This window comes from Shimia sp. R9_2, assembly GCF_017743735.1.
Lineage (GTDB): Bacteria > Pseudomonadota > Alphaproteobacteria > Rhodobacterales > Rhodobacteraceae > Shimia.
Window position 1 is genome coordinate 212,360 of sequence record NZ_JAGHRO010000001.1, and the last position, 14,336, is coordinate 226,695.

Sequence of the window (14,336 nt, forward strand, 5' to 3'; positions counted from 1 at the left end):
CGTGGGCAACAAGATCTACTCTGGCAAACCGATCTCCTGATCGCGCAGAGCAGAACCGGAAGAAAAAAGACCGCTCCAAACTGGAGCGGCCTTTTTCTTTGAATAGCTCGTGCCGCGGAGGCGGCATACGCTGGATTAATCCAGCGTACGCGTCACTTCTTCGCGCTCGAAGATCTCGATCACGTCGCCAGCGCGGATATCGTCGTAGTTCTCAAACGCCATACCGCATTCCTGACCGGACTGAACTTCCGCCACTTCGTCTTTGAAGCGCTTCAGGGTCTTCAGCGTGCCTTCGTGGATCACCACGTTGTCGCGCAGCAGACGCACTCCAGCAGAGCGACGCGCCACGCCTTCGGTCACGATACAGCCAGCCACTTTGCCCACACCGGTCACTTTGAACACCTCTTTGATGTTCGCGTAGCCGATGAAGTTCTCGCGGATTTCTGCAGACAGCAGACCGGAGGCCGCAGCTTTCACATCATCCACCAGGTCATAGATCACCGAGTAGTAGCGGATCTCCACACCCTTCTGGTTGGCGGTGTTGCGGGCAGAGGCGTTGGCACGGACGTTAAAGCCCATGATCGGAGCGCCGGAAGCTTCAGCAAGACCAACATCGGTCTCGGTGATCGCGCCCACACCGGAGTGCAACACGCGCACGCGCACCTCATCGTTGCCGATTTTTTCCATCGCTTGAACGATCGCCTCAGCGGAACCCTGCACGTCAGCCTTAACGAGGATTGGCAGCTCTGCCATGTTCTCGTCTTCCTTGGCCTTCTGCATCAGCTGCTCAAGCGTGGTAGCCGCACCGGCTGCCGCACGTTTGTCCTTGGCAACCTGTGCACGGTATTCCGCGATCTCACGGGCCTGCGCTTCGGTTTCGGTCACGTTCAGAACGTCGCCAGCTTCCGGTGTGCCGTTCAGACCAAGCACCTCAACCGGCACAGACGGGCCAGCTTCTTTGACGCGCTCACCCTTGTCGTTGATCAGCGCACGGACCTTACCGTACTGCTCACCCACAACGAAGATATCGCCTTGGCGCAGCGTGCCTTTCTGAACCAGAACGGTCGCCACAGGGCCACGGCCCACGTCCAGCTGCGCTTCGATCACAGCACCCTGTGCCGCCCGGTCCGGGTTGGCTTTCAGTTCCAGAATCTCTGCCTGCAGCGCGATGGCTTCCAGCAGTGCATCCAGACCCTGACCGGTGTGTGCGGAAACTTCCACGTCCTGCACTTCACCCGACATCGCTTCCACGATCACTTCGTGCTGCAGCAGTTCTGCGCGCACTTTGTTCGGATCGGCGGCTGGCTTATCGATCTTGTTGATCGCCACGATCATCGGCACTTCGGCCGCTTTGGCGTGGTTAATCGCCTCAATCGTTTGCGGCATGACCGAATCGTCGGCTGCCACAACCAGAACAACAATGTCCGTCACCTGTGCACCGCGGGAACGCATGGACGTAAACGCCGCGTGGCCCGGAGTGTCGAGGAACGACAGCGTCACGCCATCATCGGTTTTCACCTGATAGGCGCCGATGTGCTGGGTGATGCCGCCGGCTTCGCCGGACACAACTTTCGCATCGCGAATCGCATCCAGAAGCGAGGTTTTGCCGTGGTCCACGTGGCCCATGATGGTGATCACTGGCGGGCGCGCCTGCAGATCGCCTTCATCGTCTTCCACATCGGAGATCACATCTTCCACGTCGGCGTCAGAAACACGCACAACCTTGTGGCCGAATTCTTCGATGATCAGTTCCGCTGTGTCCGCGTCGATGGTCTGGTTCTGCGTGACCATCATGCCCATTTTCATGAGCTCTTTCACAACGTCCGCAACGCGCTCGGCCATACGGTTGGCGAGCTCAGAGACCATGATCGCCTCTGGCAGCTGCACGTCACGCACAACCTTTTCACGCTCAACAGAGCCACCCATCGCTTTCTGACGCGCACGCTCTTGCTTACGCTTCATGGAGGCCATGGAGCGGTGGCGGTTGTTCTCACCACCAGTGGCCTGACCAAGGGTCAGCTTGCCGGAACGGCGGCCATCATCACGGCCTTTGCCGCGACCACCGCGCTGTTCGCGCTCACGGTCTGCTTTGCGCTGGGTTGGCTGCGGTGCAGGCTTGTTGGTTGGTGCACCACGGCCCTGAGGCGCAGCAGCAGAAGAAGGTGCAGGTGCAGCGGCAGCACGTTTGGCTGCTTCTGCGGCTTCCGCCGCTTCTTTTTTCTTGCGCTCTTCTTCTTCGGCTTTCTTGCGGGCACGCTCTTCAGCTTCACGCTGTTCACGCTCTTTGGCTTCCGCTTCCTGACGACGACGCTCACGCTCTTCGGCGCGGGCCTTTTCCTCGGCTTCGCGGCGGGCTGCGTCTTCGGCTTCACGTGCCTTTGCGGCCTGAAGCGCCTTCAGGCGGCGTTCCATTTCCGCATCAGAAATGCCAGCGGGGCGGCGATTGGGATCACCACCGGATTTTGCGCCACCACCGGCACCGGTTTTGGCCGCACCAGGCTTGGGCACCACAACGCGTTTGCGCTTCGTTTCCACCACGACATTTTTCTTGCGTCCGTGGCTGAAGCTTTGCGTCACGTTGCCAGGGCGGTTCCCACCGCGCAGACCCAAGGTTTTTTTACCGTCGTTATCGCTCATCTGGCTGTCTTGTCCTTCCCGGAGGCCGCTGCCACCGTTTCTTCGCGTACGCCTTTTAATCTTAGGGCTTCCTCTACAACACGATTTGTGAGTCCGCCAGACGCAAGCGCTCCATGTATCACAGTTTGTCGCCCAAAAGCCAAACCCAATTCGTCAGCTGTGAGCCAGTCTATGTGGTGACCACCATATGGCGGCCTCAGTTTCGTTTTCCCGCGCTCCGATCCGTCGCTGGCCTGAAGCAGCACCTCTGCCTCATCCTTGACCAGCCAATCTTTGACCTTCTCAAAGCCAGCCACCGCTGATCCGGAGCGGCGCGCAAGGCTGATCAGCTCAATCACGCGCTGCCCCAATTGGCGGGACACCTCTTGCACCAGATCCTCAGGCACCTTCACCTGCTGCTTGGCAGCGCGGGCAAAAACACCTTTCTTGACCGCCTTGCTAAGGGCGGCGGCATTTGCGGTCACCCACATGCCACGGCCCGGCAATTTGCCCATCACGTCGGGCACGACCTGCTGGTCCGGCCCGACAACAAATCGGATCAGCCCCTCTTTGGGAGCTGTCGCGCCTATGGCGATGCACTTGCGCTCTGGTTCTTCAGCCCGTTTGCCCGGACGGCCACCGCGGCTCATCTGTTGCCCTCTGAGGCCTGAAATCAGGCCTCAGCCTCCTCAGATGTGTCTTCTTCGCCTTCTTCAGCCGCCTCGGCCTCCAGCTCAGCCGGATCAACCCAGCCCAGCACGACGCGTGCTGTCATCACCATGTCCTGTGCTTCTTCCAGCGACACATCGAAAGGTTCCAGAATACCGTCGTCTTTGACGCGCTCGCCGTTCACCGTGGTCCAGCCACCGGCAAGTTCCCAGTCTGCGCAGGTTGCAAAGTCTTCGAGGTTCAGCACGCCATCTTTGGCCAGTGCTTCGATCATTTGGGGTGTCAGACCCTCAAATGCAACCAGGCTGTCCTGAACACCCAGTTCACGGGCATTATCCAGCGCAGCTTTGTTCTGTGCATCAATGTAGTCACGCGCACGGGCCTGCAGCTCATTTGCGGTGCCTTCGTCAACGCCGTCGATGACCAGCAGTTCATCCACTTCAACATAGGCCACTTCTTCGAGGTTGGTGAAGCCCTCAGACACCAGCAGCTGTGCGAAGAACTCGTCCAGATCCAGTGTTTCCATGAAGAGTTTGGTGCGCTCTTCGAATTCTTTCTGACGACGCTCGGATTCTTCCGCTTCGGTCATGATGTCGATGTCCAGCGCGGTCAGCTGGGACGCCAGACGCACGTTCTGACCACGACGGCCAATCGCCAGCGACAGCTGCTCGTCAGGCACAACCACTTCGATTTTGCCAGCTTCGTCATCCAGAACCACCTTGGACACTTCTGCAGGCTGCAGCGCGTTCACAAGGAAGGTGGGCTGATCTTCGTTCCATGGGATGATGTCGATTTTCTCACCCTGAAGCTCGTTCACAACCGCCTGAACACGGGAGCCGCGCATACCCACACAGGCACCAACCGGATCGATGGAGCCATCGTGAGAGATCACAGCGATCTTTGCACGGGAGCCCGGATCACGCGCCACGGCTTTAATGTCGATGATGCCATCATAGATTTCCGGCACTTCCATTTTGAAGAGCTCGGCCATGAATTCAGGCGCGGTGCGGCTCAGGAAGATCTGGTGGCCACGTGGCTCACGGCGCACTTCTTTGATGTAGGCGCGCAGTCGGTCGCCGGAGCGATAGCTCTCGCGGCCAATCTTGTCGTTGCGGCGCAGCACGGCTTCGGCACCGCCGAGATCCACGATCACGTTGCCAAATTCTTCGCGCTTCACAGAGCCGTTGATGATGGTGCCAGCGCGATCCTTGAACTCTTCATACTGACGATCACGTTCCGCTTCGCGCACCTTCTGCAAGATCACCTGTTTGGCTGATTGCGCCGCGATCCGGCCCATTTCTACCGGAGGCACTTCTTCCACAAACACATCACCCACTTCCGGGTTTTCCAGATACTGTTTGGCCTGCTCAACGGTGAACTCTGCCTGATAGTTTTCCAGCAGATCGTCTTCGACAACGGTGCGCACGCGGGTGAAGGTCGCTTTACCGGTCTTGCGGTCGATAGAAACACGAATGTCCATTTCCGCGCCGTAGCGGCTTTTGGCTGCGCGGGCGAGGGATTCTTCCATCGCTTCAACCACCAGCCCGGGGTCGATCATCTTTTCGCGCGCAACGGCTTCGGCGGTCTGAAGCAGCTCAAGTTGGTTTGCAGAAGTGATTGCCATTGTCTTACTCCTCGGACTCTTCGGTCTCGACGTCGTCAAAATCGTCTTCGTTCAAGATGCCCGCCACTTTGCGAGCTTTCAGCATTTCTTTGATCAGGTCATCGGTCAGCACCAGCTTGGCATCCGCCAGCCAGTCAAAGTTCAGACCCACAGTCACGGTCTCACCCTGATTGTCGATGTTGATCAGAACATCTTCGCCTTCGATACCAGCCAGCACACCTCTGAAGCGCTTGCGCCCATCAATCAGCTCGCTGGTTTCGATCTTGGCTTCATAGCCTTCATAGGCTTCAAAATCCTTCAGGCGCGTCAGCGGGCGGTCCACACCGGGGCTGCCCACTTCCAGTGTGTAGGAATCCGCCAGCGGGTCTTCCACGTCCAGCACCGCGCTGACCGCATTGGAGATCTGCGCGCATTCATCCACTTCGATGCCGCCACCGGGGCGCTCGGCCATAATCTGCAGGGTGTGGGTTTTCCCACCCATCAGGCGCAGGCGCACCAGCTCAAACCCCATGTCTTCGATCACGGGGCCAACAATATCTGCCAGCTTGCGGTCAATCGCCGCTTTGGCAATCAGGTCACTCATAGGCGAGCTCCAAACACAAAAAAACGGGCCCGCGGCCCGTCGATCTTTCTCGGTGGTGCGTTCGGTGTCAGCCGATCGCGCCGCTGTTGAGAAGGCATATACGTGTCAGAAGCTGAGTCTGCAAGCCAGAATGTTGAATCGCGCGTTGCGCGGCCTCAAGCGCGCCACCAGCGTTCGGCAAAGCGCGCATTGTCCATCCCGTAGTGCGCGCCGGTGGCAGGCGGGGTCGCAATCGTCTTGGAGGTGGCCTGAAGGTGATCGGCAAAGGCCGGAATGATCAGATTTCCCGACTGCGCGACAAGCTGTTGCAGCTCGCCATAGAGCGCCCGGCGCTTGGTGCTGTCCATCTCAGAGCGCGCGGCACCAAGAAGCGTATCAAACAGCGGATTCTCCCAGCCGCCCCGGTTCCATGTGGCACCCGGCGCAAGATATGTGGCCATCACCCAGTCTTCCGTGGCACGGCCCGCAGATGTGGAAAGAGACAGCTGGCTTGGTTGCGCAGAGACAGCGATATCCACGCCCACCTGCTTCAGCTGCTTGGCAAAAACTGTGGCCGCAGCTTGGCCCTGGCCGCCGGACCCGCCAATGAGTCGCAACGACAGCTGATCAACACCCGCAGCGCGCAACAGGTGACGCGCCTGCTCCGGATCATGCGCCAGCGCCCCAAGCGTGCCCGCATAGAATGGGTTTGAGGGGCCAACCGGAGTATCGCCCCCCGCCGCGCCATATCCGAGCAACAGTTCATCGACAAAGGCCTGACGATCCACCGCATGTTTGAGCGCCCGCTGCACCGCATCCGCGTCTGCCAGGCTGTGACGGCCATCCAATGCGAAACTGAAATGCTGGTTGCCGCGCAACTGCTGCAGCGTGATGCCTTCAGCCTGTGCGATCTGGGCGGCATAGACCGGCGCGATCTGTGCAACCGCATCCGCCTGCCCTTCCAGCAGAAGGTTCAACCGCTCTGAAGGCGCATCCACGTTCACAAAATCAAGCGCGTCAAAGAAACCGGCGCGTCCATCCTTGTAGTGTGACGCCACGCGCGTCGCCTGCAGGCGCTGCCCCGGCTCAAAGGATTGCACACGATAAAGCCCGGTGCCGATCCCGTTGAGCATCGCCAACTCGACATAGCCCGCCGGATAGATCACAAGATGGTAATCCGCGAGAAGATAGGGGAAATCCGCGTTGGAGGCCGCCAATGTGAACTGCACCTGATGATCGCCCAGCGCATGGATGCCGGTCACATCCCGCAGCAAAGGCTGCGCAGGTGATGGGTGCGCTGGATCAAAATGCAGCGCAAAGCTTTCCAGAACATCCTCGGCCACAAAGGGTTTGCCGTTGTGAAAGGTCACATCTTTACGCAGATCAAAGGTCCAGATGCGCGCGTCCTCGCTTGCGCTCCAGCTTTCCGCCAGCTCACCTTTCAGCGCGCCATCCGCTGCAATTTCCGTGAGGCAATCAAACACCGCACCATGCGCCGCCGCCATCATGAACAGGCTGTCATGATCCCGTGCGTCCCATGTGTCTTGCGCCGTTCCTCCGGTCAGAACACCGCGCAACGTCCCGCCGGTTTTGGGCGTGCCTGCCATCAACGCAAGACCAGAGGCCGCCAGCGCACCTGCGGCGGCACCAGAGGTCAAAAGGCTGCGTCGACTGATACGGGGCAAAGAAAATCTCCGGTTCTGCGGGCTTTGATCAGACGCGCTCGCCCGCATATTGTCCAGCAGTTTTCCTAGATGCGCGCCAATTGATCCATGATGCGCACCAGTTCCGCGCTGATGCCCGGCTCAGAGAGGGCATGACCGGCGTTTCGCACCATGCGCAGATCCGCCATATCCCCCCAGGCTTGGGCCAGATTATAGGCCGCCCGCGGAGGGCAGATCATGTCATAGCGCCCTTGCACGATATATCCGGGAATGTCTTCCAGAACGTCCATGTTCTTCAGGATATGGCCATCGGTGTCGAGGAATCCAAGGTTCCGGAAATAGTGATTCTCCAGCCGCGAGAAGGCACGTGCATATTCTGCGGGGGCATCCCCGCCTGCACCGTTGGAGTAAACCGACGCCAGCGCATTTTCCCAGCCAGCCCAGGCACGGGCGTATTTGATCTCCGTTGCTCGATCACCGCAGAACAGGCGGTGATGGTAGGCCTCAATCAGATCGTCTTGCTCATCTTCCGGAATCAGCGAGGTGAACCGCGCCCAGGGTTCGGGCCAGAATTGCCCCGCGCCGCCGCCATAAAACCAATCAAGCTCAGAGCGGGTCATCAGGAAGACACCGCGCAGCACGAGGCAAACCGTGTTTTCGGGATGCGCCTGCGCATACAGCAGCGACAGGGTTGCGCCCCAGCTACCCCCAAAAACAATCCATTCGGCAATGCCCAGCGTAGACCGGATATGTTCCATATCAGCGATCAAATGCCACGTCGTGTTGTGCGCCACCTCAGCATGCGGGCGCGAGTGGCCACAGCCGCGCTGATCAAACAAGATCACCCGATAAACCTTGGGGTCAAAGTAGCGCCGCATCGCCGGGCTGCTGCCGCCGCCGGGACCGCCATGCACAACAATCACCGGCAGCCCTTGCGGATTGCCCGATTGTTCCACATAGATCGCGTGACCGTCGCCCACGTCCAGCATCCTCTGGTCGAAGGGTTCGACCGGAGGGTAGAGGTAGTGCACTGCGCGCTTTTGGCCCGAGTTTTTGTCCATGTCCTACCTATAATGGTTGCGACGCCCAAATGAGCATGGAGAGTTCAAAATGCAAGCCACGAATACCACGGTAGATCCAGCCGAAGTGGCCAAATTCGAGGCCATGGCGGCGGAATGGTGGGATCCGAACGGTAAGTTCAAACCGTTGCACATGCTCAACCCCTGTCGGCTTGACTACATTACGTCGCAGATTGCGGCAGAGTTCAATCGCGACTTGTCTCAAGCTTTGCCTTTTGCGGGGTTGCGTCTGCTTGATATTGGCTGCGGTGGCGGTTTGCTGTCTGAACCCATGGCGCGTTTGGGAGCGGATGTTGTTGGCGCAGATGCCGCGGAAGGCAACCTGCCGGTGGCACGCGTCCATGCGGAGCAATCCGGCCTGACCATCGACTATCGTCACACCACAGCCGAAGCCCTTGCCGAGGCCGGAGAGCAGTTTGACGTGGTTCTGAATATGGAAGTTGTGGAGCATGTGGCCGATCCGCTGAGCTATCTCACGGCCTGCCAGCAATTGCTGAAACCGGGCGGGCTGCACATCTGCTCCACCATCAACCGCAATCCCAAAAGCTTTGCCATGGCCATCATCGGCGCGGAATATGTCATGCGCTGGCTGCCAAAGGGCACCCATGAATGGCACAAATTCATCACGCCTGATGAGCTGTTTGGCCTGATCGAGCAATCCGGCCTCACACCGGTGGATCGCAAGGGCTTTGTGTTCAATCCGATCAGCTGGCAGTGGTCGCTTTCAGATCGCGATCTGAGCGTGAACTACGTGACCGCCAGCATCAAAGACTGACGGGTCAACCGCCGTCTTCCAGCTTGAGGCGCAATTCGCGCAGGATCGGGAGCGCCGCGCGCACCCGGTCATCCCCAAGCTTGCTCACCATTTCATTGATGATGGGCGCCATGCTGGCCAGCGCCGCATCGCGCGCCTGCCGCCCGGCGGGGCTGATCGCCACCATCTTGCGCCGCGCGTCATCCCAATCGGGGCGAATGTGCACATAGCCTGCCAACTCAAGCTTGTTGAGCGTGTTGGTCATGGCCCCGCGCGTGAGGTGAAATGTCTTTGCCAACTGTGCCGGACTGCGCTCTGCGTTGGAGCGGTCCAGATGATTGAGCACAGAAAAATGTGAAAGCTCCATGCCTTTGGGCAGGACTTTGGACAGGCGGGATCGGGCCAGCTGGTCCACCATGAGAATTTCACCAAACAAGGTGATGGCCAATCCGCTTTTGTCGTTCATTTAAGGCCCGTCAAACTCTCGATCGTGCTGAAGTGCTGGCACCTGCCTGCGGGCTTTTTGAACCAAAGAGAGATCAACATCAACAATCGTGACACCGGCCTCGGTGCCTGCGTCCGCAAGAACCTCGCCCCAGGGAGCCACCACCATGGAATGCCCATGGGTTCGCCGCGCCTGTCCGCGTGTGGTCGCATGGGTGCCGGTCTGCGCCGGGGCAATCACAAAACAGCCGGTTTCAATGGCCCGCGCGCGCAGGAGCGTTTCCCAATGCGCTGCCCCTGTCACGTGAGAAAAGGCGGCGGGCACCGTCAGGATCTGCGCACCAGCCTTGGCAAGCCTGCGATGAAGCGCGCCAAAGCGCACATCATAGCAAATCGTCATCCCGATCGCGCCAAACGGGGTTTCGGCCACCACAGCCTTGTCGCCCGGGCGATAGCCATCTGATTCGCGGTAGGTTTCTTCCGGCGTCACATCCACATCAAACATGTGGATTTTGTCATAGCGCGCGACGATCTCGCCCTTGTCGGAGATCACAAACGACCGGTTGGCAAAGCGCCCATCCGGATCATGTGTCTTTAATCCAAGACTGCCGATCAGCGCCCACATGCCAAGCTCAGCGCATAAGGCAGAGAGCGCGGGAAGCGTGGCGTCTTCTTCCTCCAACCGCAGCACCTCGTTCTGGCGACTGCGGCTGGTGGAAAGACAATTCATCACCTCCGGCAAAAAGGCGAAGTCTGCCCCTTCAGCTTTTGCCTCGCGCATCATCGCCGACGCAGTGGCCAAGTTTTCCTCTGGCACGTCGGAGGAGGTCATCTGAAGCAGAGCGGCGCGCATGGCAGATCAGGCCGCCAGCAGAGGGTCGAGCTTGCCCGCGCGCTCCAGCGCCATCAGATCGTCGCAACCACCCACATGGGTCTCGCCAATGAAAATCTGCGGCACGGTGCGGCCACCGTTGGCGCGGGTGATCATCTCTTGTTTGCGTCCTGGGCTGGTCAGCACATCAATCTCTTTGAAGTTGACGTTTTTCTGTTTCAGCAGGCGTTTTGCGGCGTGGCAGTACCCACAGAGCGGGCTGGTGTAGATTTCGACAGGCTGCATGATCTTTCCTTTATGCACTCAAATTGTTTGTCGGCCATTTAGGAACCCTTTGCAACGCGTGCCAGTGTCAGAACACACACATCTGTGGCATTTGCCTGAAAACAGGCGTCGGTTGCCGCCTTTAACGTCGCCCCGCTGGTCAAAACGTCATCCACCAGAAGCACATACGCGCCCTTCAAAACTCCGTGATGTTTGGGGTTTGCCACAATCGCTCCGGCGAGTTTTTTGTGGCGCGCCTCCGCATTCAGCCCTTCCAAACTGCCAAGCCCACGCCGCCGGATCAGCAAATCCGGGCAATAGCTGACTGAGACCTCACCGGCCAATGCCTCCGCAAGAAGTGCCGCTTGATTGTAGCGCCGCCGCAGCAGTCGCAGACGATGCAACGGCACAGGAGCGATCACAGTCTCAGCCCTCAACAGCGGGGCAGCGGCGCGGGCGAGCCATTTTGAGGCAGGCCGCACAACCTCGGTGCGGTCCCCGTGTTTGAGTGCCAGCACAAGCCTGCGCCCTGTGCCCGCATAAAGCAAAGCGGCGCGCGCCTTGCGCCAAGGGGGCCGGTCTTTCAGGCAGGCATCACAGACCACACTGCCCTCCCCCTGCAGACGCGTCACCGGGGTGGCGCAGGTGTCGCAGACGTCTTCGCCAAGGAAATTTGTATCCGCCCAGCATTCGGCGCATAAGCCGAAGTCACTTTCGACCATTTCACCGCAGCCGACGCACCGCGGCGGAAACAAAAGATGCAGCGCTGTTTGAAACTTACGGGCGAACAACCTATTTTCCGCGCTATGCAAAACCAACCTCACCTCACTGACAGAGCAGCCCTTGATCGCAACCGCACACGCGCAGATCTGCAGGACGCCATGTTCCTGCATGCGCTGGCGCAGGAGGAGATTCAGGATCGCCTCAGTATGGTTAACAAAGGGTTTACGCGACCTGCCGTGGTGACCGGCTTTCCAAGCGTTTGGGAGCGTTGTGTGCCCAATGCGAAAGTTGTCGCAGACACAGAGGTGCTGGCACTGGAAACCGGTGCCCATGATCTGGTGATCCATGCCATGGGGTTGCATTGGGCCGACGATCCGGTAGGTCAAATCATCCAATGCCGCCGCGCTTTGGAAAATGATGGCTTCTTTCTCGCTGTGTGTTTTGGCGGGCAAACCTTGCATCAACTGCGCGCCTCTCTGGCGCAGGCCGAGGTCGAACTGACCGGCGGCCTCTCCCCCCGCGTTGCCCCTATGGCGGAAATCCGTGATCTCGGCGGCCTGTTGCAACGGGCGGGGCTGTCATTGCCCGTGGCTGACACCGCGCCACTGACCGTGACCTACGAAAGCCCCTGGGCGTTGATGAAAGAGCTGCGCGCCATGGGCGAGGGAAACGCCCTACAAAATCGATTGCGCACCGCGACGTCGCGTTCGTTAATGATCCGCGCCTGCGAAATCTACGTAGAAAGCTTCATGAAAAATGGTCGCATACCCGCCACGTTCGAATTAATTTATCTGACCGGCTGGGCACCTGACGACAGTCAACCCCAACCCCTGCGGCCCGGATCGGCCACCAACCGACTTGCCGACGCGCTCGGCGCCTCTGAAATCAAACTGCCCAAGTGATCTTACAAGTGATCCTACACGGAACGGACCTTCCCCTATGACCCAAGCCACCTGCCCCGCCCACGCCCCTGCGGACCACCCTAAGGTAGCGCGCGGCAAAACCGGCATATTGCTTGCCAACCTTGGCACGCCTGACGACTACACCTATTGGCCCATGCGCCGCTACCTGAACGAATTTCTGTCCGACAAACGGGTGATCGACTATCCGGCATGGAAGTGGCAGCCGTTGCTGCAGCTGATCATCCTGTCCAAACGTCCGTTTTCCAGCGGCAAAGCCTACGAATCGATCTGGGACAAGGAGCGCGGTGAAAGCCCGTTGATGGTCATCACCAAGGAACAGACCGCCAAAATCGCAGAAACCCTGACCGCCCGTCACGGCGAGGATGTCATGGTTGATTTCTGCATGCGCTACGGCAACCCCTCCACACCTTCCAAGGTGCGCGAGATGGTGGCTGCCGGCTGTGAACGCATCCTGTTCTTCCCGCTTTATCCCCAATACGCGGGCGCCACGACCGCAACGGCCAACGATCAGTTTTTCCGCGCTCTGATGGAAGAAAAATGGCAACCGGCAGCCCGCACCGTGGAAGCCTATTTTGAGCACCCCGCCTATATAGAGGCGCTGGCGCAGTCAGTGGAAAAAGCCTACGCCGCACAGGAGAAGCGTCCGGACCTGCTGGTGGTTTCTTACCACGGCATGCCCAAACGGTACCTGCAGGAAGGCGATCCCTATCACTGCCAATGCCAGAAAACCACGCGCCTGCTCAAAGAGCGTCTGGGATGGGAAGACACCGATCTGCGCACCACGTTCCAATCCCAATTCGGCCCCGAAGACTGGCTGCGCCCCTACACTGTGGACGAAGTGGCCCGCGTTGCAAAAGAGGGAGGCAAGAAAAGCATCGCAGTGATCGCGCCTGCCTTCTCTGCGGATTGCATCGAAACGCTGGAAGAGATCAACGAAGAGATCAAAGAGAGCTTTGAGCACGCGGGAGGAGAGGATTTCCTCTACATCCCCTGTCTGAACTCTGATGAGGCCCATGTTGCCGCGCTTTGTGAGATCATCGACCAGAATCTCGGCGGCTGGATCACCTGATCAGCACGCCTTCCCTGCATGGTTTATGCCTCGGGTTCAAACGGCCCGGGGCATTTTTCTTTCAGCCACAGGAAAACGTAAAAAAGGCGGAGCCAAAGCCCCGCCTTTTTTGAATTCGTAGTTCAGTAAGCTTAAAAAGCTTAGCTGCCTGCAGCAACAGCAGCAGCCACAACTGCCAGCAGTACCAGCGGAACCCAAACGCCAGCGCCGGAGCCGTTTGCGGCTTCTTCGATGACAACAGGCTCAACAACTGGATCAGCCAAGCCGCCAGCCATTGCAGTGGTTGCAGCAGCAGTCAGAGCAGCAGCGATAACGAGTTTTTTCATTTTACACCTCCAGAATTCGCTTGCCACCAATAGGAATGGGCGATGACAAGCACCCAAGACTTACCTCGTAAGTCACGTCTAAACAGTAATTTTTCGGAATTGCAAACCGAAGTTTACCTTAAACGCGACTCCCGAAACAAAATGTCGTCAAATTAGCAACACTTGCGTGCCCACTTTTGTCAACGAAAACAGCTCTGCGATGTGTTCGTTGTAAAGGCCAATGCAACCATTGGATGAACGACGCCCAATTTTGCGTGTGTCATGGGTGCCGTGGATTCGGTAATAGGTCCAACTCAGGTAAAGTGCGTGTGTGCCCAATGGGTTATCCGGACCGGGGCCAACAAAATCAGGCCATTCCGGGTTGCGCTCTTTCATCGACGGCGTTGGACGCCAGCTTGGTCCCTCAACCTTGCGCACAACTTTGGTGCGGCCAAGACGTGTGAGATCTTCGCTCAAAGGCACTGAAGTCGGGTAGAGTTTATACACCGACTCATCTTCTGACCAATAGTGCAGCGCGCGGGACGTGACATCCACGAGAACAGCGCCGTTCTTCAGGTTGTCAAAATACGGCGCCCAGTCCAGCGACCGGAAGCTCGAAATATTGCGAACGACACGCTCGTCCAGGTCGCGTTCCACCTCAGTGGTTTCAGCTTCGGTTTGTGCCAAAGCCGGCGTGCTCAAAAAGGCGGCGCTACCTGCCAGAAACGTACGCCGTCCAAACTTATCCGACCGATCTACAGTCATTATTTTTCTCCAGAAACCAACCTCACGGATCGGTGAGATCATA

15 protein-coding genes are annotated in these 14,336 nt (G+C 58.6%); 3 read left to right on the forward strand and 12 right to left on the reverse strand.

The window, feature by feature from the left end; genetic code table 11:
* Positions 1-135: 135 nt before the first annotated feature.
* From infB to pip, 6 genes are all read right to left on the reverse strand, one after another.
* The gene (infB, locus tag J7400_RS00925) at positions 136-2,637 is read right to left on the reverse strand and encodes a translation initiation factor IF-2 (protein ID WP_209057976.1); all 2,502 of its coding nucleotides are present in this window, start codon (positions 2,635-2,637) and stop codon (positions 136-138) included.
* A complete protein-coding gene (locus J7400_RS00930; protein WP_209057978.1) occupies positions 2,634-3,266 on the reverse strand; it encodes an RNA-binding protein in 633 nt (210 codons plus the stop codon). The genes infB and J7400_RS00930 overlap by 4 nt, the downstream gene beginning before the upstream one ends.
* A gap of 23 nt (positions 3,267-3,289) precedes the next feature.
* Positions 3,290-4,909 carry a transcription termination factor NusA gene (gene nusA, locus J7400_RS00935; protein WP_209057980.1) on the reverse strand — a complete coding sequence of 540 codons (1,620 nt, stop codon included), beginning with the start codon at positions 4,907-4,909 and terminating at the stop codon, positions 3,290-3,292.
* Between the two features lie 4 nt (positions 4,910-4,913).
* Entirely contained in the window at positions 4,914-5,492 is a 579-nt protein-coding gene (rimP, locus tag J7400_RS00940; protein WP_209057982.1) for a ribosome maturation factor RimP, read from the reverse strand.
* Between the two features lie 155 nt (positions 5,493-5,647).
* Positions 5,648-7,156, reverse strand: a complete 1,509-nt coding sequence (locus J7400_RS00945) for an ABC transporter substrate-binding protein (protein WP_247738559.1) — start codon at positions 7,154-7,156, stop codon at positions 5,648-5,650.
* A gap of 65 nt (positions 7,157-7,221) precedes the next feature.
* Positions 7,222-8,196, reverse strand: a complete 975-nt coding sequence (gene pip / locus J7400_RS00950) for a prolyl aminopeptidase (RefSeq protein ID WP_209057986.1) — start codon at positions 8,194-8,196, stop codon at positions 7,222-7,224.
* A 49-nt stretch (positions 8,197-8,245) separates the two neighbouring features.
* Here pip and ubiG point away from each other — a divergent pair, with 49 nt between their 5' ends.
* Positions 8,246-8,989, forward strand: a complete 744-nt coding sequence (gene ubiG / locus J7400_RS00955; protein ID WP_209057988.1) for a bifunctional 2-polyprenyl-6-hydroxyphenol methylase/3-demethylubiquinol 3-O-methyltransferase UbiG — start codon at positions 8,246-8,248, stop codon at positions 8,987-8,989.
* 4 nt (positions 8,990-8,993) lie between these two features.
* Here the strand turns inward: ubiG and J7400_RS00960 are convergent, their stop codons facing one another.
* From J7400_RS00960 to J7400_RS00975, 4 genes are read right to left on the reverse strand one after another with little or no spacing between them, the layout of a single operon-like run.
* On the reverse strand, positions 8,994-9,434 hold the full coding sequence (locus tag J7400_RS00960; protein WP_209057997.1) for a MarR family transcriptional regulator: 441 nt from the start codon (positions 9,432-9,434) through the stop codon (positions 8,994-8,996).
* Positions 9,435-10,265, reverse strand: a complete 831-nt coding sequence (locus J7400_RS00965; protein ID WP_209058000.1) for a carbon-nitrogen hydrolase family protein — start codon at positions 10,263-10,265, stop codon at positions 9,435-9,437.
* A gap of 6 nt (positions 10,266-10,271) precedes the next feature.
* Positions 10,272-10,529, reverse strand: a complete 258-nt coding sequence (gene grxC / locus J7400_RS00970) for a glutaredoxin 3 (protein ID WP_209058002.1) — start codon at positions 10,527-10,529, stop codon at positions 10,272-10,274.
* 38 nt (positions 10,530-10,567) lie between these two features.
* Positions 10,568-11,332: a double zinc ribbon domain-containing protein gene (locus J7400_RS00975; RefSeq protein WP_348540090.1), complete on the reverse strand. Its 765-nt coding sequence runs from the start codon at positions 11,330-11,332 to the stop codon at positions 10,568-10,570.
* Here J7400_RS00975 and J7400_RS00980 point away from each other — a divergent pair.
* Entirely contained in the window at positions 11,315-12,133 is an 819-nt protein-coding gene (locus J7400_RS00980) for a methyltransferase domain-containing protein (protein WP_209058006.1), read from the forward strand. The genes J7400_RS00975 and J7400_RS00980 overlap by 18 nt on opposite strands.
* A gap of 37 nt (positions 12,134-12,170) precedes the next feature.
* Positions 12,171-13,223 carry a ferrochelatase gene (gene hemH / locus J7400_RS00985; RefSeq protein ID WP_209058008.1) on the forward strand — a complete coding sequence of 351 codons (1,053 nt, stop codon included), beginning with the start codon at positions 12,171-12,173 and terminating at the stop codon, positions 13,221-13,223.
* A gap of 140 nt (positions 13,224-13,363) precedes the next feature.
* On the opposite strand, the gene J7400_RS00990 is transcribed toward hemH, so the two are convergent.
* Both J7400_RS00990 and J7400_RS00995 read right to left on the reverse strand, forming a co-directional pair.
* Entirely contained in the window at positions 13,364-13,549 is a 186-nt protein-coding gene (locus J7400_RS00990) for a hypothetical protein (RefSeq protein ID WP_209058010.1), read from the reverse strand.
* 147 nt (positions 13,550-13,696) lie between these two features.
* Positions 13,697-14,293, reverse strand: coding sequence for a L,D-transpeptidase (locus J7400_RS00995; protein ID WP_209058012.1), 597 nt, complete (start codon positions 14,291-14,293; stop codon positions 13,697-13,699).
* Positions 14,294-14,336: the final 43 nt, after the last annotated feature.

What these genes read in the sequence shown, in the direction of transcription:
- infB (WP_209057976.1), bottom strand. Translation starts at nt 2,637, where the DNA reads ATGAGCGATAACGACGGTAAAAAAACCTTGGGTCTGCGCGGTGGGAAC.
- J7400_RS00930 (WP_209057978.1), bottom strand. Translation starts at nt 3,266, where the DNA reads ATGAGCCGCGGTGGCCGTCCGGGCAAACGGGCTGAAGAACCAGAGCGC.
- nusA (WP_209057980.1), bottom strand. Translation starts at nt 4,909, where the DNA reads ATGGCAATCACTTCTGCAAACCAACTTGAGCTGCTTCAGACCGCCGAA.
- rimP (WP_209057982.1), bottom strand. Translation starts at nt 5,492, where the DNA reads ATGAGTGACCTGATTGCCAAAGCGGCGATTGACCGCAAGCTGGCAGAT.
- pip (WP_209057986.1), bottom strand. Translation starts at nt 8,196, where the DNA reads ATGGACAAAAACTCGGGCCAAAAGCGCGCAGTGCACTACCTCTACCCT.
- ubiG (WP_209057988.1), top strand. Translation starts at nt 8,246, where the DNA reads ATGCAAGCCACGAATACCACGGTAGATCCAGCCGAAGTGGCCAAATTC.
- J7400_RS00960 (WP_209057997.1), bottom strand. Translation starts at nt 9,434, where the DNA reads ATGAACGACAAAAGCGGATTGGCCATCACCTTGTTTGGTGAAATTCTC.
- J7400_RS00965 (WP_209058000.1), bottom strand. Translation starts at nt 10,265, where the DNA reads ATGCGCGCCGCTCTGCTTCAGATGACCTCCTCCGACGTGCCAGAGGAA.
- grxC (WP_209058002.1), bottom strand. Translation starts at nt 10,529, where the DNA reads ATGCAGCCTGTCGAAATCTACACCAGCCCGCTCTGTGGGTACTGCCAC.
- J7400_RS00980 (WP_209058006.1), top strand. Translation starts at nt 11,315, where the DNA reads ATGCAAAACCAACCTCACCTCACTGACAGAGCAGCCCTTGATCGCAAC.
- hemH (WP_209058008.1), top strand. Translation starts at nt 12,171, where the DNA reads ATGACCCAAGCCACCTGCCCCGCCCACGCCCCTGCGGACCACCCTAAG.
- J7400_RS00990 (WP_209058010.1), bottom strand. Translation starts at nt 13,549, where the DNA reads ATGAAAAAACTCGTTATCGCTGCTGCTCTGACTGCTGCTGCAACCACT.
- J7400_RS00995 (WP_209058012.1), bottom strand. Translation starts at nt 14,293, where the DNA reads ATGACTGTAGATCGGTCGGATAAGTTTGGACGGCGTACGTTTCTGGCA.